This window comes from Nocardia testacea NBRC 100365, from assembly GCF_000308775.1.
Classification (GTDB): Bacteria; Actinomycetota; Actinomycetes; order Mycobacteriales; family Mycobacteriaceae; genus Nocardia; species Nocardia testacea.
Window position 1 is genome coordinate 1 of record NZ_BAGJ01000181.1, and the last position, 20,161, is coordinate 20,161.

Annotated in this window: 16 protein-coding genes; 9 read left to right on the top strand and 7 right to left on the bottom strand. The window is 67.3% G+C overall.

Going from position 1 to position 20,161, the window contains the following annotated elements; translation table 11 throughout:
- Window positions 1-103: 103 nt before the first annotated feature.
- The gene (locus ON38_RS25085) at window positions 104-895 is read right to left on the bottom strand and encodes a winged helix-turn-helix domain-containing protein (RefSeq protein ID WP_039827460.1); all 792 of its coding nucleotides are present in this window, start codon (window positions 893-895) and stop codon (window positions 104-106) included.
- A 99-nt stretch (window positions 896-994) separates the two neighbouring features.
- Here ON38_RS25085 and ON38_RS25090 point away from each other — a divergent pair, with 99 nt between their 5' ends.
- Window positions 995-2,368, top strand: coding sequence for an ABC1 kinase family protein (locus tag ON38_RS25090; RefSeq protein WP_245564191.1), 1,374 nt, complete (start codon window positions 995-997; stop codon window positions 2,366-2,368).
- 98 nt (window positions 2,369-2,466) lie between these two features.
- On the opposite strand, the gene ON38_RS25095 is transcribed toward ON38_RS25090, so the two are convergent.
- On the bottom strand, window positions 2,467-3,066 hold the full coding sequence (locus ON38_RS25095; protein WP_039827461.1) for a GDSL-type esterase/lipase family protein: 600 nt from the start codon (window positions 3,064-3,066) through the stop codon (window positions 2,467-2,469).
- 118 nt (window positions 3,067-3,184) lie between these two features.
- Here ON38_RS25095 and ON38_RS25100 point away from each other — a divergent pair, with 118 nt between their 5' ends.
- Complete coding sequence (locus ON38_RS25100) at window positions 3,185-5,569, top strand: lysylphosphatidylglycerol synthase transmembrane domain-containing protein (protein WP_039827463.1); 2,385 nt, start codon at window positions 3,185-3,187, stop codon at window positions 5,567-5,569.
- Window positions 5,570-5,981: 412 nt separating this feature from the next.
- Here ON38_RS25100 and ON38_RS25105 read toward each other — a convergent pair whose 3' ends face one another.
- On the bottom strand, window positions 5,982-6,575 hold the full coding sequence (locus ON38_RS25105; protein WP_039827465.1) for a cysteine hydrolase family protein: 594 nt from the start codon (window positions 6,573-6,575) through the stop codon (window positions 5,982-5,984).
- A 142-nt stretch (window positions 6,576-6,717) separates the two neighbouring features.
- Entirely contained in the window at window positions 6,718-8,286 is a 1,569-nt protein-coding gene (fadD5, locus tag ON38_RS25110) for a fatty-acid--CoA ligase FadD5 (protein ID WP_039827467.1), read from the bottom strand.
- Between the two features lie 331 nt (window positions 8,287-8,617).
- Here fadD5 and ON38_RS25115 point away from each other — a divergent pair, with 331 nt between their 5' ends.
- The gene (locus ON38_RS25115; RefSeq protein ID WP_039827469.1) at window positions 8,618-9,595 is read left to right on the top strand and encodes an NAD(P)H-dependent flavin oxidoreductase; all 978 of its coding nucleotides are present in this window, start codon (window positions 8,618-8,620) and stop codon (window positions 9,593-9,595) included.
- 129 nt (window positions 9,596-9,724) lie between these two features.
- Here the strand turns inward: ON38_RS25115 and ON38_RS25120 are convergent, their stop codons facing one another.
- The gene (locus tag ON38_RS25120) at window positions 9,725-10,678 is read right to left on the bottom strand and encodes an MBL fold metallo-hydrolase (protein ID WP_245564192.1); all 954 of its coding nucleotides are present in this window, start codon (window positions 10,676-10,678) and stop codon (window positions 9,725-9,727) included.
- Window positions 10,679-10,941: 263 nt separating this feature from the next.
- Between ON38_RS25120 and ON38_RS25125 the strand changes: the two genes are divergently transcribed.
- Window positions 10,942-12,930, top strand: coding sequence for an acyltransferase domain-containing protein (locus ON38_RS25125; RefSeq protein WP_083873073.1), 1,989 nt, complete (start codon window positions 10,942-10,944; stop codon window positions 12,928-12,930).
- A 52-nt stretch (window positions 12,931-12,982) separates the two neighbouring features.
- On the opposite strand, the gene ON38_RS25130 is transcribed toward ON38_RS25125, so the two are convergent.
- Window positions 12,983-13,387 (bottom strand): RNA-binding S4 domain-containing protein, encoded by a 405-nt coding sequence (locus ON38_RS25130; RefSeq protein ID WP_051165151.1) that lies wholly within the window; start codon window positions 13,385-13,387, stop codon window positions 12,983-12,985.
- Between the two features lie 3 nt (window positions 13,388-13,390).
- A complete protein-coding gene (locus ON38_RS25135; protein ID WP_051165152.1) occupies window positions 13,391-13,969 on the bottom strand; it encodes a C40 family peptidase in 579 nt (192 codons plus the stop codon).
- Between the two features lie 450 nt (window positions 13,970-14,419).
- On the opposite strand from ON38_RS25135, the gene ON38_RS25140 reads away from it, so the two are divergent.
- The 5 genes from ON38_RS25140 (at window position 14,420) to ON38_RS25160 (ending at window position 20,157) form a co-directional block, all read left to right on the top strand.
- Window positions 14,420-15,607, top strand: a complete 1,188-nt coding sequence (locus ON38_RS25140) for an ATP-binding protein (protein ID WP_039827472.1) — start codon at window positions 14,420-14,422, stop codon at window positions 15,605-15,607.
- Between the two features lie 401 nt (window positions 15,608-16,008).
- Window positions 16,009-16,299, top strand: a complete 291-nt coding sequence (locus ON38_RS25145; protein WP_039827473.1) for an Rv0250c family protein — start codon at window positions 16,009-16,011, stop codon at window positions 16,297-16,299.
- A 287-nt stretch (window positions 16,300-16,586) separates the two neighbouring features.
- Window positions 16,587-17,420, top strand: coding sequence for a succinate dehydrogenase subunit SdhC (gene sdhC, locus ON38_RS25150; RefSeq protein WP_039827474.1), 834 nt, complete (start codon window positions 16,587-16,589; stop codon window positions 17,418-17,420).
- A 15-nt stretch (window positions 17,421-17,435) separates the two neighbouring features.
- Entirely contained in the window at window positions 17,436-19,406 is a 1,971-nt protein-coding gene (locus ON38_RS25155; protein ID WP_051165153.1) for a fumarate reductase/succinate dehydrogenase flavoprotein subunit, read from the top strand.
- A 4-nt stretch (window positions 19,407-19,410) separates the two neighbouring features.
- Window positions 19,411-20,157: a succinate dehydrogenase/fumarate reductase iron-sulfur subunit gene (locus ON38_RS25160; protein ID WP_039827475.1), complete on the top strand. Its 747-nt coding sequence runs from the start codon at window positions 19,411-19,413 to the stop codon at window positions 20,155-20,157.
- Window positions 20,158-20,161 lie beyond the last annotated feature (4 nt).

A 20,161-nucleotide genomic window follows, 5' to 3' on the forward strand; every position in this document is an offset into this window, starting at 1 on the left:
AAGCGCCCGCGCCGAAGGCGCAAGTCTCGAGGCCTGAACGGCGGGACCTTCGGGGGCCTCGACCCCGCGGCGCCGAAGGCGCCGCAAATAAACACAGCACAGCTCAGGCGGTGGCGGCGTGGACCTCTTCGGGTTCTTCCTCGGCGCCGAGCAGTTCTTCGAATCGGGCGATGACCTTGTTGTGGTACATCCCGAACAGGTCCTCGAACAGTGCCAGCTGGGCGGGGGTGGGTCCGGATTCCGATTCCCAGACCGCGATCAATGCCCGCCACACCAGGACGTGCAGATCCGCGGCCCCGGCGAAGTAGGCGTCGACGGCCTCGGGGACTTCGAGCACCATTTCGCCGATGGAGTTGAGGATGGCGCGCTGCATACTCGATTCGAGGGCGACCAGCAGTTTGCGTACCACGCCGATCTCGATGGCGAGGATGCGGCGGTAGTCGGGAACGTCCAGGCGCGCCAGCGTTTCCAGGGTGTCGATCTCGGCCTTCAGTTCGGCGAGGTCGACCCCGGCCGCGGCCGCTACACCGTGGGCGAGGCCCGTGTAGGAGAGCAGTGCGTCCATCACGATGCCGCGCTCGACCTCGACGATATCGCGGAACATCTCTATCGCGACCTCGGGCATCGGGATGGAGAACCGGAAGAGGTGGCGGTAGACGTCCAGACCGCCGACCGCGCGGACCTCACGAATGGTGAAACCCTTACCGCGCCGTGCCTCGACGAATCCGTAGGATTCCAGCCTGCCGAGGGTGAGCTGGGCGGTGGCCCGGTTCATTTCGAATTCTTCGGCGACCTGACGGACCGACGGCATCAGCTCACCCGGCTGATACTCCCCTGCGGCGACCCGCCGTGCCAGTTCGTCGGCGACATCGGCGACCACCGTGCGGGATCCCATGGATGCACCTTTCTCGGCAGCTGATACGTCCCAGACAGTCTATGCGCAAATATGCCAGACTGCACAGGAGAACAGGCGAATCGCTTCTGGGGATGAGGTATGAGCAGTCGACGTGATCCCGGCGCGCCACCGGTGCGCCGGGCGCTGCGCAGCGCCAAGCTCGTAGCACTACCGGTCGCGTTCGCGGGCCGGCAGGCGGCCGGCGCGGGGCGCCGGGCGCTCGGCCGCCCGGCGCACGAGGTGAACCGGGATATCCAGACCCGGACCGCCGAGCACATGTTCGAGGTACTGGGTGAGCTGAAGGGGTGCGCGGCCAAACTCGGCCAGCTGCTGGCGATCTACCAGCTGGCGCTGCCCCGCGATATAGCCGCCCCGTATCAGGTCGCGCTGGCCCGGCTACAGGATTCGGCGCCGGTGATGCTGCCCGCCACCGTGCACGCGGTATTGGCCGAGCATCTGGGGCCGGACTGGCGGGAACTGTTCCGCGAGTTCGACGATCGACGGGCAGCCGCCGCGTCGATCGGCCAGGTGCATCGCGGGGTCTGGCACGACGGGCGCGCGGTCGCGGTGAAGGTCATGTATCCGGGCGCCCGGACAGCGGTGGAGTCGGACCTGGTGCAGTTGCGGCGGATATCCACACTGGCTTCGGTGTTCCTGCCGGGCGCGGATGTGAAATCGGTGACCGAGGCACTCTGCGAGAGTGTGCGGGCGGAACTGGATTATGCCGCCGAGGCCGATAACCAGCGGGCGTTCGCCCGGACGTATGCCGCCAGTACCGAATTCCGGGTGCCCGAGGTGCTGGAGCAGCGCGGCGATGTGCTGGTCTCGGAATGGCTCGGCGGGATTCCGGCCACCCGGCTGATCGAATCCGGGAGCCGGGAGCAGCGGGACCGGGTCGGTGAGCTGATGATGCGGTTCGTGCTGACCGGCTGGGAAGAGCACGGGCTGCTGTATTGCGACCCGCATCCCGGCAATCTGCGGCTGCTCGCCGACGGACGGCTGGGGGTGGTGGATTTCGGCGCGTGCGCGCCGTGGCCGCATCCGGGTTTCACCCGGCTGGTGGTCGAGATGTGCGACGCGATCTTCAACGGCGGCCCGGCGGCCGTGGAGACGGCGGTGCGGGCACACGGGTTCGCGCTGCCCGGGCGCGCCTTCGACGCGGTGGCACTCGATGCTGCCCTGTCGGCCTGCGCGGAGCCGGTGCGGCACCCTCGATTCCGGATCACCACCCCGTGGTTGCGCAAACAGGTGCTGCGTACCACCGCTCTGCGGTTGACGAATGTGATGCGTGAGCTGACCCTGCCACCGGATTGCACTCCGTTCGCACGGGCCGCGCTCACTCTGGTCGGTACCTTGAGCCAGCTGGAATGCGAATGCGATTTCGGTGACGAACTGCAGCGGTCGGTGCCCGAGCTCGGGGAGGTCTTCGCGGTCATGCGGAGCGCTCCGGCGCCGGGCGTATCGGCGAACTGACACCCGGTGGCCGGATCGGGACGCCTCACCGTCTGGGACATTTTCCGGTGAGGGAACGTAATTTGCGGAAATTCTATCCTATTTATCCGCGAGAGCGCTCAGTAACCCACCCAACGGCGCCATGCGGGCAGCAGCCACTCGGCGAACGCGGCATATCCCTCCGCCGCGGGATGTGCCCCGTCACCGGCCCGCACCTGCTCCCGCCAGACCGTATCCGCGGCCAGCAGCCGGAACGACGCCGCGTACGGCACGCCGAACTCGGCACACGTCTGCTCGAAACGCCGATCCAACTCCTCGATCCGCCGATTGTGCCCGGTCTCGTCGACCGGCGGCGGCCCCACCACCAGCACCGGCCACTCCTGCGCCTGCGCGCTGGTGAGCAGCACGGACAGATTCGTCACCGAGTTCCGCTCCTCGACCAGGCGCCGCCCCTCGGCTACCACGGTGTCGTTCACCCCGAAGGAGAACACGACCCGTCCGTCCGTCCCCGCCGGCAGGCGCACCAGGCATTCCGCCGACCATCGCGCGACGATATCGGCGGAGGTGTGCCCGCGCACCCCGAGGTTGTATGTGGTCCACGCCGCTCCGGCGGCCCGGGCGTGCGCGGTCAGTCGGCCGGTCCAGCCCAGAGCCTGCGGGTCGCCCACGCCGGCGACGAAAGAATCTCCCACGAAACAGATGCGTTGATCACCACTCACCCCTGGATTCTGACAGCGTGTTGGTGTGTATCGTCCGGCTCGGGCTCCTGCATACTCACCTGCTGGTGGGCGTGACCGGCCCGTCAGCGTCACCTCGATCCGAAAGTACCGATACGACATGCGAGTCGATGGGCGGGAGATCCCGGTCACGGGCAGTCTCCTCCAGCCGCTCACGCGGCGGACCAGCGATATTCTCCGTGTCGTCTTCGCGGCCGTCGGTGTGGCCGTGGTCATCGCCGGTTCGCTGATCACCCGGCCCGAATGGCTCGCGCTGGAACGTTCGGTATCCAATATCGTCGGATTCCTCAACCCCGACCAGTCGAACCTGGTCTATCTGCTGTACGGGATCGTCATCCTCATCCTGCCGTTCGCGATCCTGGTGGAGCTGGCGTTCGGACGGCAGTGGAAACTGCTCGCCGGATACGCCACCGCCGGGCTCACCGCGGTACTGCTGCTGTCCATCACCCCCAGCGGGTTGTCGGCACCGCAGTGGCACCTACAGGTCCCGGAGAATCTGGACGACAAAACCTTCCTGCAGCAGTTCCTGGACGACCCCCGCTGGATCGCCATGCTGGCCGCGGTGCTCACCGTCTCCAGCCCGTGGCTGCCGGTGCGGCCGCGGCGGTGGTTGTGGGTCCTGCTGCTGGCCTTCGCGCCGATCCACCTGGTGGTCAGCACCGTGGTCCCGGCCCGCGCCATGTTCGGCCTGGTGGTCGGCTGGCTGGTCGGGGCCGTGATCGTACTGCTGGTGGGCACCCCGGCACTGGAGGTGCCCCTGGATGCCGCGGTACGCCAGCTGGCCCGCCGAGGCTACACCGTCACCCGGTTCACCGTCGTGCGGCCGGCCGGACCCGGCGCGCTGCTGCTCTCGGCCACCGTGGAGGAGCGCGAGCGGGCGCTGGTGGTCGAACTGTACGGCAAGAACCAGCGTTCGCTGAGCGCGCTGCGCCAGCTGTGGCGCTGGCTGACCTTCCGCTCCAGCGAGACCGCGCCGCTACACGGTTCCATGCATCGCGCGGTCGAGCATCGCGCGCTGATGGCGATCGCGCTGGCCGAACTCGACCTGGCCGCGCACCGGCCGGTCACGGTGGCCGGATTACCGCGCGGCTGGATGCTGTACGCGCATACGCTGCCGGCGGGGCGTTCGATCGAACAGGACCCCGCCGATACCGCGGCACTGGATTCGGTGTGGCGGGCGTTGACGGTTCTGCGCGAGCGCGGGATCGCGCACGGCGAGTTGCGGCCCGCCGAGATCCGGGTAGGACCCGACGGTGCGCTGTTCGGCGGGTTCACCGCGGCGGAACTGTGCGCCTCCGACGCGCAGCTGCAATCCGATATCGCCCAGCTGCTGGTCTCGATGACGGCGGTCTTCGGCGCCGAGGCGGCGGTGCGGTCGGCGATCGACGTGCTCGGCGAGCAGACCGTACTCACCGCGTCGCGCCGGCTCACCAAATTCGCCATGCCCGGCGGGATCCGCAAATCCATTCCGGACTGGAAATCGGTGGTCTCGGCCGCGCGGGAAGAGGTCCGCACCCAGACCGGCGAGGACCGCATCGAAGCCGAGCAGATCACCCGGTTCAACCGCAAAAGCCTCATCCAGCTGGTGCTGCTGATCGGCCTGGTCTATGTGGCCTACCCGTTCATCAGCGCGGTACCGACCTTCTTCACCCAGCTCAAAGAGGCCAACTGGTGGTGGGCCCTGGCCGGCCTGGCACTGTCGTCGCTGACCTACCTCGGTACCGCCGCGGCCCTGTGGGCGTGCGCCTCCAGTGTGGTGAAGTACTGGCCGCTGGTCCTCATGCAGATCGCGAACACCTTCGCCGCCACCACCACTCCCGCGCGCGTGGGCGGGCTGGCGCTGAGCGTGCGCTTCCTGCAAAAGGGCGGAGTCGGCGCGGTGCGGGCCACGGCGGCGGTGGCGCTGCAGCAGGCCGTGCAGGTCTGCACGCATATCGGGTTGCTGGTGTTGTTCAGTGTGGCCGCCGGGACCTCGGCGGATCTGTCGCATTTCGTCCCCTCGCCGACGATCCTCTATCTGATCGCGGGGGTCGGGGTGGGGATCGTCGGCACTTTCATGTTCGTGCCGAAACTGCGTCGCTGGCTGAACAATTCGGTGCTCCCACAAGTGCAGGAGGTGGTCGGCGAGCTGGCGCTGCTGGCCCGCGACCCGAAACGCTGCGTGGTCATCGTGCTCGGCTGCGCGGCTCTGACCCTCGGGCAGGCACTCGCGCTGTTCGCCAGTGTCCAGGCGTTCGGCGGCGGTACGACCTTCGTCACCGTCACCATCGTGACGATGATCGGCGGCACCCTGGCCTCGGCCGCGCCGACGCCGGGTGGTGTCGGCGCGGTCGAGGCCGCGCTGATCGGCGGTCTGGCCGCATTCGGCCTGCCCGCCGCGGTGGCGGTGCCTTCGGTACTGCTCTACCGAGTGCTCACCTGCTGGATTCCGGTGTTCTGCGGCTGGCAGGTGATGCGCTGGATGACCGAGAAGAACATGATCTGAGCTGTGTTGATGGCGGCGCCTCCGGCGCCGCGGGTCGGCGCCCTGTGACCCCGGTTCTTCACTCCAGCGCTCAGTCGCTGCGCTCCTTCGCTCTGTCGCTCCAGAACCGGGGGCGGGCCCCGACCATCAACGCGGACCATCCGGGGTAGAAGAAGGGTCTGCGCAGACGTGCACCTCGACCGGCCTGGTGAGGCTCACTGCACTGTCAATGCACAATCGTCGCCTCTCCGAGCCGCCGGCCGCGCACGCTCGAGAACCGGGACGCACCCCGGCCACAGCAGGGTCTATGCAGATGTGCGCCCCGACCGGCCTCGGCGGGAGGTCTACAGCACTGTCGGTGCTCGATGGCCGCCGATCGGCCGAGGCCCACGTTCAGCCACCCTGGAACCGGTCGAGCGTCGGCGCCGGAGGGTCAATCGAGATCGTTGAAGGCGTCCGCGGTGGTGCGGAGGCCGGCGCTGACGAGCGCGATATTCGCCAGGGAGGCCGTGTGGACCTGGGGGTCGGCGGCGGCGACGCAGTCGGCGACCGTGTAGACGGTGAAGCCGAGATCGGTGCCGTGGCGTGCGGTCTGCTCCACGGTGAGGTTGGTGGCCACACCGGTCAGGAACAGGGTGTCGATATCGTGTTCGGCCAGCCAGCGTGGCAGATCGCTACCGGCCAGGCCGGACAGTTTCTGGTTGTCGACCACCCGGTCGGCCTGCCCGGCGATCTCGTCGATCAGCCGGCTACCCGGAGCGTCCGGCCGGAACTCGTGCTGGGCGGCCCCGACCGATTGCATGAACCCGGTATTGCGCACCAGCCGCCCTTCCCCTTCCGGGACGGTGAATCGCGTGCAGATGATCGGCAGGCCCAGTTCGGCCGCCTGTTTGTGGAAGTCGGCAGCCCGCTGTACCACTCCGCTGGCGGCCACCGGTTCGGCCAGCATCGGGCCGAAGAACCCCTCCGGCCGAATAACGTTCACCTGCCAGTGCAGGGCGAGGACTGCAGCATGTTGATCCGACATGGCGTAGATAATCGACCATGCGCGCCCGGGACGCACCACTGACCGGGAAAGTCCTGGCCACCGGGCGCGCCGGGGCTACCCGCGCAGGTGCGCGCCGGATCGGCGGAACCGATCCGGCGCAATGCTTCACGTGAAACGTTGCCTACGAATCGAGTTTGCGCAGTTCGACTTTCACGACCTTGCCGCTGGCGTTGCGCGGCAGTTCGGCCACGAGCACCAGCTCTTTCGGATGCTTGTAGCGGGCCAGGTTCTCGTTGAGGAACGACTCCAGTTCCGCGAGGGTGAGATCGTCGGCCGGATCGTTGAGCGCGACGACCGCGACCGGGACCTCGCCCCACTTCTCGTGCGCTTTGCCGATCACCGCGGCCTCGCGAATCTTCGGATGCGAGAACAGCACGTTCTCCACCTCGGCGCAGTAGATGTTCTCGCCGCCGGAGATGATCATGTCCTTCTTCCGGTCCACGACGTAGATGAAGCCCTCGTCGTCCTGGCGGACCAGATCGCCGGAGTGGAACCATCCGCCGGCGAACGCGTCCGCGGTCGCCTCCGGCTTGTTCCAGTACCCCGACATCATGGTGGGGCCGCGGTAGACGATCTCGCCGACCTCGCCGGGCGCCACATCGTTCATCTCGTCGTCGACGATACGGGCCTGGATGGTGGGGATGACCTTACCGACCGAACCGAGTTTGCGGATGGCGTCCTTGCCCTCGAGCACACAGGTGATCGGCGACATCTCGGTCTGCCCGAACACCGCGACATTGAAAGCGTCGGGGAATGCCTCGGCCATCGCCTTCAGCACCGTGTCCGACGCGGGGGCGGCGCCCCAGCTCAGCGCCCGCAGGGCGAGTTTGCGCTGCTTGACGGTCGGCTCGTCGCAGATCAGCTGCCACTGGGCGGGCACGCAGAACGCGGAGGTGGCCTGTTCGGCCTCCACGGCGTCGAGGAACTCGGTCGCGCTGAAGGCGCCCAGCGGATGCAGCACCGTCTTCGCGCCGAGCAGGAAAGCCGGTGCGAGGCTGCCGAGTCCGGCGATATGGAACAGCGGCGAGGTGCAGAAACCGATCGACTCCTGCTCCAACTGCAGTGCACGGATACAGGTGAGCGCCTGGGAGTTCATATTGCCGTAGGAGAGAATGGCGCCCTTGGGGCTGCCGGTGGTGCCCGAGGTGTACATGATGAGGCACGGCGTGTCCTCGGCGATATCGAGCGGGGTGTGCGCATCCCCCGTCTCGGCGATCGCGTCCTCGAAGCCGACGACCCCGTCACCACTGCCGCCGCCGATGACGAAGCAGTGCTCGAGGCTCGGTGCCTGCCCCTGCACGGCGGTGGCCAGCGGCTGCAGCACGGTATCGGTGACCACGGCCTTGGCGCCGCTGTCGCCGACGATATAGGCGACCTCGGGCGGGGTGAGGCGGAAGTTCACCGGCACCGCGATCGCGCCCAGAGCGTTGATCCCGAACACGGCCTCCAGGTATTCGGGGTAGTTGAGGGCCAGGATGAGGACCCGGTCGCCGAATCCGATGCCCCGGCGCGCGAGCGCGTCGGCGAATTTCTGCGACCGTTCGTGCAGCTGCCGCCACGTGGTGTCGGCACCGCGGAAACGCAGCGCCACCTCGTCCGGCCGCATCACCGCATGCGTGGCGATCTGGTTGTTCCAGTGGTTGCGACGCGATCTGATCGGCTCGGCGAGGGCCTGCGCACCGGTGGACATCCCACGTACTCCTCTCGGTACCGCGCGTCCCACCGGAGTGTCCGGCGCCACACGCAGTGTGAACATGTCGGCAGAATAACAATTCACATCAGCACCGGCAAGGAAATCGGGCCCGAATAGCGGTTAATCGCGAGGAACCTGACCAGGGAAAGAGTTCGCGCTCGTTGAAGCGCGTATTTGGGGTGATACCCGTTGCCCTGCACGTCACCCAGCTACGCGAGATCCCATCACATATGCGAATCACGACTCACTTCCGGGGTTGATCGGGCGCTGACCCGCGTGGCACCATGCAGCAGACGCGGACTATCCGCGAAAGTAGAGGAGAGCACCGATGCTGCGGACCAGGTTCACCGAGACCTTCGGTATCGAACATCCGATCGTGCAGGGCGGGATGATGTGGGTCGGCCGGGCCGAACTCGTCGCAGCCGTCGCCAACGCCGGTGGGCTCGGCTTCATCACCGCACTGACCCAGCCCACGCCCGACGACCTCCGGCGCGAGATCGAGCGGACGCGCGAACTCACCGACAAGCCGTTCGGTGTGAACCTGACCATCCTGCCCTCGATCAACCCGCCGCCGTACGAGGAGTACGCGCGGGCGATCGTGGACAGCGGCATCAAGATCGTGGAGACGGCCGGCAGCAACCCCGAGCCCTTCCTGCCCACCTACCACGAGGCCGGAATCAAGGTGGTGCACAAGTGCACCAGCGTCCGGCACGCCCTCAAGGCCCAGAAGATCGGCGTGGACGCGGTCAGCATCGACGGCTTCGAATGCGCCGGACATCCCGGCGAGGACGACGTACCGGGCCTGGTGCTCATTCCCGCCGCGGCCCGCGCCCTGACCATCCCGATCATCGCCTCCGGCGGTATCGCCGATGCTCGCGGCCTGGTCGCGGCGCTGGCGCTGGGCGCCGACGGCGTGAACATGGGCACCCGGTTCCTGTGCACCGAGGAGTCCTCCATCGACCGGAAGGTCAAGGAGCAGATCGTCGCCAACTCCGAGCGCGATACCAAGCTGATCTTCCGCACCATGCACAACACCGCCCGGGTCGCCGACAACGAGGTGAGCCGCAAGGTGGTCGAGATCGAGAAGGCCGGCGGGAAGTTCGAGGATGTCCGCGAACTGGTGTCCGGCGCCCGCGGCCGGCGCGTTTTCGAAGAGGGCGACCTCGACGCCGGTATCTGGTCGGTCGGCCTGTGCCAGGGCCTTATCGAGGACATCCCGACCTGCGCCGAACTCATCGGCCGCATGGTCGGCGAGGCCGCGGAACTGATCAGCGCGCGGCTGGCCGGTTTCGTCGCCTCGGCCTGATCGGGCCGGTTCCACCGCAACGGAACCCCTGCGCCTCGTCGGACCAATGGCGATTCGATCCGACGCAGGAACGCGGGAAGCCATCCGGGAAAGGTTGGCTTCCCGCACTCTCCGGCCGCGCGCCCGGGTTCAGCGCGCCGCGAGCGCGGTCACGGCGTTGTAATCGTGTGCGGCGACCACCTCGATACCGTCGGGCAGCGCGTGCAGCCGATGGATGGTCTCGAAGGCGATATCGCGGTCGGCGTCGAACAATTGCCCGGGCATGGGCGCCTTCTCCCGGATCAGTTCGATCTGCAGCCGGTTCCATACCGAATCACCGGCGAGCAGTACCCGGCGCCCGTCACCGGTGGCCAGCAGGACGCCGATACTGCCCGGGGTGTGCCCGGCCAGGTCCACGAGCAGTACCGAACCGTCGCCGAACAGATCCAGGCTGCGCGCGAAGGTGAGTACCGGTGGACCGTCGAGTTCCAGCGGCTCCAGCGGCCGGCCCCGCAGCGGCCCCCGCACCACCCCGGTCGGCGCGTGGGGACCCTCCAGCGCCCAGCCCAGTTCCGCGGACGGCAGCCGAATCGGCACCGAATCCGGTAGTTCGAGCACCCCGGAAATATGGTCCCAGTGCAGGTGGGTGGGCAGTACGAAATCGATGGCGACGGGGTCGAGATCGCGGGCGGCCAGGGCGTCCGCCAATCCGAGCACCGGTTCGTCCGGCGCCACCAGGGACGGAATCGGGAAGGGCAGGCCGGGCAGCACCCGCCGGTGCACGTGCGCACACAGCGCCGGGTCCACGACGAACCGCGCCGACGGATGCTCGACGATATAGGCACCCATCGCCATGGGCAGATGACCGAGACTGCGCACCCCCTCCGCGACGATGGTCGTCGGCGCCGACATCCGCCCCTGTACGAGCACGGTCAGATCCACACTCGCCCGGGCCGCCGGCAACGGCGCGGTGTCCAACGTCGCCAGGAAATCGGTATCGGCACGCCGCGGACGCAGTAGCCGCGCCGGCGTGGCCGCCAGTGCGGCACAGCAGCGCAGGAGTGTCGGGAGAGTGGGGGTACGTCCGTCCACGGAATCGGCCACACGGCAACGGTACCGGCCCGGCCCGGGAAGCAGTGGGAGACCGGAAGCGGGTCGCCGAGGTCTGCCGGCGCCCGGATGGTTCGCTGCCGCCCACCGTGCCGGTACCCTCATCGATCGATCGGTCCGGACCGTTGCCGGCGGAAGCCGCACGGCGCCAACGGTTTCGAAATCCGGATCGCCGAATCTCTCCGGCATAATCGAGTCGTGAGGCCATCCGCTCGCCACGGCCGCCGGGCAATCCGGCTTTCCGCAGTGTCACTACGATGATCGGTTCTCCCCAGGGAGTGCTCTTCCTGTTCCCGGGCGACGGCGGAGAACACGAGCGAATGGGCCGGATGCTGGCCGGCCGTTATCCGGCCTTCGCCGACGCGGTCACCGCGGCCGGGGACGCGGTCGCCGCCGCCGGCGGCCCCCGGGTCTGGACTCCGCGATACGGCTTTCGCCGGCCCGGTGCTCCGGTGCCGGGCGCGGATACGGCCCGGCCGCCGGCACATCCGGAATTCGTCCAACCCGCCCTGTTCGTCTACCAGATGGCCCTCGCCGAACTGCTGATCGCGTGGGGTGTCCGGCCGGATGCCGCCGTCGGCCACGGTCCCGGCGAAATCGCCGCGGCGGTGACCGCCGGTGTGCTCACGCTCGCAGAAGCCGCGAAAGTGGTGGTGGCGCGTGGCCGCGCGGTGGGCCGGGCGGCGGGTTCGAGCACGACAGCCGAACTGCTGACCTCGGAGTCCGAGGTGATCCGCCTGGTGCAACCCTTGGCAGGGAAGGTCACCGTAGCCGCGGTCAACGGGCCGCGTTCGGTGCTGGTCACCGGAACTTCGCGCTATGTGGACGTGGTGATCCGCCGCGCCGAACGGCGCGGTATCGCCACCGCCCGCACCCCGCGCGACCATCCCGCGCACAGCCCGGACATGACCGAGGCGATACCGCGGTTCCTCGACGATCTCGGCCCGGTCCGGTCCGCGGCCCCCCGGCTACCGCTCTACTCCAGCACGTATCCGGGCACAGTCGTCGGCGCGGACGATATGTCCGCCCGGTACTGGGCCGAAAATCTCACCGGCCGCGTAGAACTCGACGCGGCACTGCGGCGGGCAGCCGACGACGGGATGGCGATGGTTCTCGAGGTCGGACCCGAGCCCTTGCTCGCGCCGGCCGTCCGGTCGATACCGCGCTTCGCGCACACCACCTACGGTGCCGCGGACAGCGCGGACGAGGGCACCGCCTTCCTCACCTGCCTCGCCCAGTTCCACGCGGCACGAGCGCTGGGCACGGCAACGAAGGGTGGGAATTCGAACGGCCGCAACGGTATCGAGGAACGATCGGCCCCGGGAGCCCGGGCGATCACTCCGGCCGGGCGGCGGCCGGAGCAACTCGGGAGCGGAAGACACTTCCCGGCAGCGTCTTTCGATGATTGCGATCCGACTGCTCCGGCGAACCCGGCCATGGCCGGGCCCGGCCGGCTGTCCGGTGGGGAGGATTTGCGGGCGGAGGTCACGGGTGCCGGAACGCTGGCATCGATACGGCTCGCCGATGACCCCCCACCCACAGATATCATCGCATGGACCCGGGTGGTCGATGCCAATAGGGCTATCCGCTTCATGGCCGGGCGCGTCGCCCTCGATCCGCCGATGATGATCGATCGAGCCGGAACCTATGTCGTCAGCGGTGGTCTGGGCGCCCTGGGCTCGGTGATGGTTCGCCGTCTGCTCGCCGCGGGAGCCCGGGACGTGGTGGTGCCGACGCGTTCGCCGCGCCCGGTACCACCGCTGCTGGAGGGGTTCGAAGAGCGAATCGTGGTGGTGCGCTGCGATACCGCCGACCGCCACGACCTCGACAACGCGCTGCGGGATATCCGGGAGACCGGATGCACCATTCGCGGAGTGATCCATGCCGCGCAGGTTTTCGAGGACACGGTGGTCGATGCCGCTGTATCCGGCGATATCGCAACCGGTTCGGCGATCATCGCACCGGAATCATCGGTCGGACATCGGGATTCGGCGCTCGACGCGGGACGGTTGGCGCGGCGATTCGCCCGAATCTCGGCATCGGCGGCCCATCTCATCGAACTCACCGCAGCCGATCCGGTGGCTTTCATCGCCGTCTTCGCCACCCCGGTCATGGGGACGCCCCGCTCGACCGACAGCCCCTGGGCATATACGGGTACCACCGACTCCCCGGACCCGCCGCCGGTACCCGCGAACACTGAACCTCCGACGTGGCCCGAGCACCTGGACCACGCGCCGGAGCGGTAGAGATCGGATCTACCGTTGAGCGAGCAGATGGACGACGGCCCCGGGAAGTGGGTCAGTGATCGGTCCGGCCGAGCAGCCGGTCGGTTTCGCGGCGTTCCCGCTTCGTCGGGCGTCCGGAGCCGCGGTCTCGTTGCGGTAGGGCAGCGAGAACTTCTCTGGGCGGCGGCGGTGGACTGCGGTCGATCAGGCATTGGGCGGCGATCGGAGCACCTACCCGTTTCGTGATCACCCGCTCCACGATGACGATCCGCTCGACACCGTTGTTCCGGATGCGGATCTCGTCGCCCGGATGTACCGGCTGCGCGGGTTTGGCCGTCGCACCGTTCACCCGCACATGGCCACCTCGACAGGCAGCCGCGGCAGCCGACCGAGTTTTGAACAGACGGACAGCCCAGACCCAGGAGTCGACCCGGGCGTGGGTATTGCCGTCGTTCGGCTCGGTAGCGCCTCGGCTCACCTGCTATACGATACGACGCGCGGTAACCACATCGTCGGGGGAGAGGTGGGTGTAGGAGACCGGCTCGCCGGACTGCACCGCGTTCAACAGCAGGCCGTCACCGGCGTACATACCGACGTGACCACCACCGTTGGTGATGACGATATCGCCGGGCTTGAGGTTGGAGAAGGCCACCGGCGCGCCCACATGGGACTGTTCGAAGCTGGTACGCGGCAGTTTGATGCCCGCCTGCTTGTAGGCCCACTGAACCAGGCCGGAGCAGTCGAAGTTGGCCGGGCCGGCCGCACCCCAGGAGTACATGGCGCCGACCTTGGTCTTGGCGGCGTCGAGCGCGATATCGCCGAGGGTCTGCTGCTGGACCGGGGCGGGCGGCGCGAAGTTGGGCAGCGCCGGAGCGGCGGGCATGGCGTGCGGGGCCTGCTCGAGGGCCTGGTTCAGCTGCTGGTTGAGCTGATCCGCCTGCGCGGCGAACTGATCCGGTACCTCGACGTCGAATTTGCCGATACCGGGAACGTCGATCGTGGTCGTCGCGGCCGAGGCGATCGCGGGCATGGTGCCCGTAGTCGCGGCCAGCGTGCCCATGACCAGTGCGCCCTTGACAGAATTAGGCAGCTTGGATTCTCGCTGCAAGCTGTGCTTACCCACCGAGCTACGTCTCCGATCTTCGTGCTCTCCCGCTGCCCCGGTCGCGCGTCCTACTCGATTCGCGGCGGCCGACTGCGGCGGTGACCAATGGCGCCGCCTCACTTACGAAACGACTCGACTCCACTAAGTCACAAGAAGGTTACGATGCCACCCGGGTGTTGTCCAGCCGAACGGGTGTCCTTTTCGCGCCAACAGGGAGTACATGTGTAAAGCGCTGGCGCGCCAGCGCTTTTCGGGCCTGCGACAGGTCACGCGAAGGTCTCGGCCGGGCGTGTCCGCCCGGTGCCGCGGCACCCTACCGGGATGCGCCGGATGGCCGCTGGACCTCTCTAGAATCCGGCGTAGATAGGGCCAGATTTTCCGATCGTTTCGCTACGGTGTGAGGGTATGGACCCCGTGCGGAACCCCTATGCGCCCGGCGCTGGTCAGCGTCCACCGGAACTGGCCGGGCGCGGCAAACAGCTCGACGCGTTCGATATCGTCCTCGAGCGGGTCGCGCGGGGTCGCCCGGAGCGCAGCGTGATGCTCACCGGGTTGCGCGGCGTGGGGAAGACGGTTCTGCTCAACCAGTTGCGCTCGGCGGCGGTATCCCGGGGTTGGGGCACCGGCAAGATAGAGGCCCGCCCGGACCAGGAACTGCGCCGCCCGCTGTCCTCGGCGCTGCACATGGCCGCGCGGGCCATTGCCAAGAACCATCACAACCAGGAACGCATCGACGACTTCCTGGGCATCCTCAAAGCGTTCGCGTTGCGCGCCACCGCGGACAAGGGCATGCGGGAGCGCTGGCAACCGGGTATCGACGTACCGGCCGTGACCGGACGCGCCGACTCCGGCGATATCGAGATCGATCTGGTGGAACTGCTGATGGAGGCCGCCGCACTGGCCCAGGACGTGGGCGCGGGTATCGCCGTCTTCATCGACGAGATGCAGGATCTGGGTCCGGCCGATATCTCGGCCATCTGCGGCGCCTGCCACGAACTCGGCCAGGACACCGCGCCGTTGATCGTGGTGGGGGCGGGTCTGCCACATCTGCCGGCGGTCCTGTCGGCGTCCAAGAGCTACTCCGAACGGCTCTTCGGCTATCACCGCATCGATCGGCTGGACCGGGAGGCGGCCGACCGCGCCCTGATCGCGCCGGCCGAGCGTGAGGACGTGAAGTTCTCCGACGAAGCGCTCACCGCGCTCTACCGCAAAGCCGACGGTTATCCGTATTTCGTCCAGGCCTACGGCAAGGCGACCTGGGACCAGGCGCCGGGCAGCCCGATCACCGCCGAGGACGTCGAGGTGGCGGCGCCGGCCGCCGAGGAGGAGCTCGCGGTCGGGTTCTTCGGCTCACGGTACGAACGGGCGACCCCGGCCGAACGCGAGTACATGCGTGCGATGGCGGACCTCTCCGGGGACGACGGTCCGGTCGCCACCTCGGCGGTGGCCGCCGAGCTGGGTCGCAAACCCGCATCGCTGTCGCCCGCCCGCGACGGGCTGATCAAGAAGGGTCTCATCTACTCCGCGGAGCGCGGCACCATCGGGTTCACGGTCCCGCATTTCGGGCGCTACCTGCGAAGTGTCACCACCTGACCGGCCGACTCCGGCAATCTATCGGGCTCACTACAAGATTTCGTAGAAAGCCGCAGAGAGCCCGATAGCGCACGATCTTATATCTTTATTCCAGTTTCTATGCTTTTCAGTAGAGATGCTTATAAACCGGTCGGCTCCCTCTTCGAGCGGTGTATACGTATTTCTCGCCTCAGAGTTAGACAGGCATATACGACGCCATACCGCCGCGACGACTCCCGTCGGAGTTGTACACATCGGCCCCCAACCGAGATCCGATCTTGATCGTGGGACGAGCCGGAATCGGGATTTTGCCGTACTGTGTTGTAGATCACCTTGTGTGGTCGGTCACAAGCGCGCCGGGCGGCCGGGGTAGTCCGGGCGGCGTTCGCCACCGCGACCGGTCAGCAACTCAGGAGGTACCCATGACACGTAGCGACATCGCGGAGCTCCGATACGCCGTAAACCAGCTTCGCCACTCCATCGGGGTGCTGCGCACCCACTACGGAGACGCCGGCTCCGTGCGCCGGCTGGAGAACGATCTGGAACGGCTGTGCATCGATGCCGACGAACTGGAGAAGAGTCCGCCACCACAGGTGACGGCACGCCGCGGCCAGGAACCCATCTACGTCCCGGACAGCAAATCCGACGAATCGGCGTGGATGGGCGCCCAGGACGAGGGACTCGGCTTCCACTCCCGGCCGCGCACCCAGTAACCACACGGAGTTCACCGCCGGATAACTGGACACCGGACATCGGGTCGCAACCCGATGATCTTCGGACGGCCGGTCGCCGCACAGGCGACCGGCCGTCCTCGTTTGCGACGTGTTCACCGGAGCAAGATCGTCAGTAAATGTGGCGCAAATCACTGTGGCTCGAGGCCATCGAGATTGCGCAGACCCTGCTCATTCGATAGCGGGCCGGGCGTATGGTGCTCAGCATCACATTCGATCGCGGAGGTACCCATGACCACCCGCACCGCCGATCAGCGAGGCATCGACCAGTGAGTGCCGCAACGACCACAACCGCTCCAGAAGCGGGTACAGGCGTATTCAGCAGGACCCGGGCCCGGATCACCACCCGGACCCTACGCACGGATCGGTGGTGGCTGCCGCCGCTGATCACCGTGATCGGCCTGGCCGCGTTCGTCGTCTACGCGACCATCAGATCATTTGTACGAACGGCTTATTGGGTGCCCGACTACCACTATCTGACGCCGTTCTACTCCCCCTGCCTGAGCACCTCGTGCGTCGAGGGCGCGAGTCACTTCGGCACCCCGTTCGGTGACCTGCCGATGTTCCTGCCGCTCGGGTTCCTGGTGCTGCCGTTCCTGCTCGGGTTCCGGCTCACCTGCTACTACTACCGCAAGGCCTACTACCGGTCGGTGTGGTTCTCCCCGCCGGCCTGCGCGGTGGCCGAACCCCACGCGAAGTACACCGGGGAGACCCGGCTGCCCCTGATCATCCAGAACGCCCACCGCTACTTCTTCTATGTCGCGGTGCTCATCTCGTTGATCAACACCTATGACGCGGTGATCGCCTACCACGGCAAGACCGGTGGCTTCGGGATCGGCCTGGGCAGTCTGATCATCACCGGCAATGTGATCCTGCTGTGGGCCTACACCCTGTCCTGCCATTCCTGCCGGCATATCGCGGGCGGACGGCTCAAACACTTCTCCGCGCATCCGGTGCGGTACTGGTTCTGGACGCAGGTCTCCAAGCTCAACACCAGGCATATGCAGCTCGCCTGGACCACGTTGGGCACCCTCGTGCTCACCGACTTCTACGTGATGTTGGTGGCCGGCGGCACGATTTCCGATCTTCGCATCATCGACTGAGGAGTTTGCACGGCTATGCCCGAAGTGGAGCGGCACACCTACGACGTCGTGGTGATCGGTGCCGGCGGCGCCGGACTACGCGCGGTGATCGAAGCCCGGGAACACGGCCTGTCGGTGGCGGTGGTGTGCAAATCGCTGTTCGGCAAGGCCCATACCGTGATGGCCGAGGGCGGCTGCGCGGCGGCGATGGGCAATGCCAACGAGAAGGACACCTGGCAGACCCATTTCCGCGACACCATGCGCGGCGGCAAGTTCCTGAACAACTGGCGGATGGCCGAACTGCACGCGCGGGAGGCCCCCGACCGGGTCTGGGAGCTGGAAACCTACGGTGCCCTGTTCGACCGGACCGCCGACGGCCGGATCAGCCAGCGCAACTTCGGTGGCCACACCTACCCGCGGCTGGCACATGTGGGCGACCGCACCGGCCTGGAGCTGATCCGCACCATGCAGCAGAAGATCGTCTCGCTACAGCAGGAGGACTACGCGCAGACCGGTGACTACGAAGCCAGGATCAAGGTCTTCGCCGAATGTACGATCACGGATCTGCTCAAGGACGGTGACCGGATCAGCGGCGCCTTCGGCTACTGGCGCGAATCCGGCCGCTTCATCCTGTTCGAAACCCCCGCCGTCGTGCTGGCCACCGGTGGCATCGGCAAGTCCTACAAGGTGACCTCGAACTCCTGGGAGTACACCGGCGACGGCCACGCCCTGGCGCTGCGGGCCGGCGCCCGGCTGATCAATATGGAGTTCCTGCAGTTCCATCCCACCGGGATGGTGTGGCCGCCGAGTGTGAAGGGAATCCTCGTCACCGAGGGTGTCCGCGGTGACGGCGGCGTACTGAAGAACACCGACGGCAAGCGGTTCATGTTCGACTACATTCCGGCGGTCTTCAAAGGGCAGTACGCGGAGAGCGAGGAAGAGGCGGATCAGTGGCTGCGCGACAACGATTCGGCGCGCCGCACGCCCGATCTGCTGCCCCGCGACGAAGTGGCCCGCGCCATCAACGAAGAGGTCAAGGCCGGCCGGGGTACCGAACACGGTGGGGTCTACCTCGATATCGCCTCGCGCCTCACGCCCGAGGAGATCATCCGCCGGCTGCCCTCGATGCACCACCAGTTCAAGGAACTGGCCGATGTGGACATCACCAAGGAACCGATGGAGGTCGGGCCCACCTGTCACTATGTGATGGGCGGCATCGAGGTGGATCCGGATACCGGCGCGGCGCATGTACCGGGCCTCTTCGCCGCCGGTGAATGCTCGGGCGGTATGCACGGGTCCAACCGGCTCGGCGGCAACTCGCTGTCGGATCTGCTGGTCTTCGGCCGGCGGGCGGGTCTGGGCGCGGCGGAGTATGTCGCCGGGCTCGCCGAGCGGCCGGTGGTGGCCGATACCGATATCGCGACGGCGGCCCAGACCGCGCTCGCCCCGTTCGACCCGCCGGAGGGCGCTTCCGGGGAGAACCCGTACACCCTGCACACCGATCTACAGCAGACCATGAACGATCTGGTGGGCATCATCCGCAAGGAACACGAGGTCCGCGAGGCGATCACCCGGCTCGAGGCGCTGCGCGACCGGTTCGCGCACGTCAGCATCGAGGGGCACCGGCAGTTCAATCCCGGCTGGCATCTCGCCCTCGATATGCGGAACATGCTGCTGGTCAGCCAGTGCGTGGCGCAGGCGGCGCTGCTGCGCACCGAGAGCCGCGGCGGGCACACCCGCGACGACCACCCGGGTATGGACCCGCAGTGGCGCAACAAACTACTGGTCTGCGCCACCGACGGCGCCGGAGTCGGAGCCGTCCCCGATATCTCGGTGACCGTGCAGGATCAGCTGCCGATGCGGGGCGAACTACTCGCGCTCTTCGACTTCGGCGAGCTGGAAAAGTACTACACCCCAACCGAACTCGCGGGCCATCCGGCCGCGGTGAACGGCGCCGCGGCCGGGTCGGCACCCGCGGGCCGCGAATCGGACAGCAAGGAGGCGTGAGCGGATGAGTTACGACGCCCAGTTCCGCATATGGCGCGGCGATATCGAAGGCGGGGAACTACAGGATTTCACGGTGGCGGTGAACGAGGGCGAAGTGGTTCTCGACATCATCCACCGCCTGCAGGCGACCCAGGCGCCGGATCTCGCGGTCCGCTGGAACTGCAAGGCGGGCAAATGCGGCTCGTGTTCGGCCGAGGTGAACGGCAGGCCGAAGCTGCTCTGCATGACCCGGATGTCCACCTTCACGCCGGAAGATGTTGTCACTGTGACACCGCTGCGGACATTCCCGGTGGTGCGCGACCTGGTGACCGATGTCTCCTACAACTATCAGAAGGCCCGCGAGATCCCCTCGTTCACACCGCCACCGGATCTGGAACCCGGGCAATACCGGATGCAACAGGTGGATGTGCAGCGCTCGCAGGAGTTCCGCAAGTGCATCGAGTGTTTCCTGTGCCAGAACACCTGTCATGTGGTGCGCGATCACGACGAGAACAAAGAGGCGTTCGCCGGCCCGCGGTACCTCATGCGCATCGCGGAGCTGGAGATGCATCCGCTGGATGTGGCCGATCGCCGGGACGCCGCGCAGGAGCAGCACGGGCTGGGTTACTGCAACATCACCAAATGCTGCACCGAGGTGTGCCCGGAAAACATCAAGATCACAGACAATGCGCTGATACCGATGAAGGAGCGCGTCGCCGACCGGAAATACGATCCGATCGTTTGGCTCGGCAACAAACTCTTCCGGCGCTGACCGA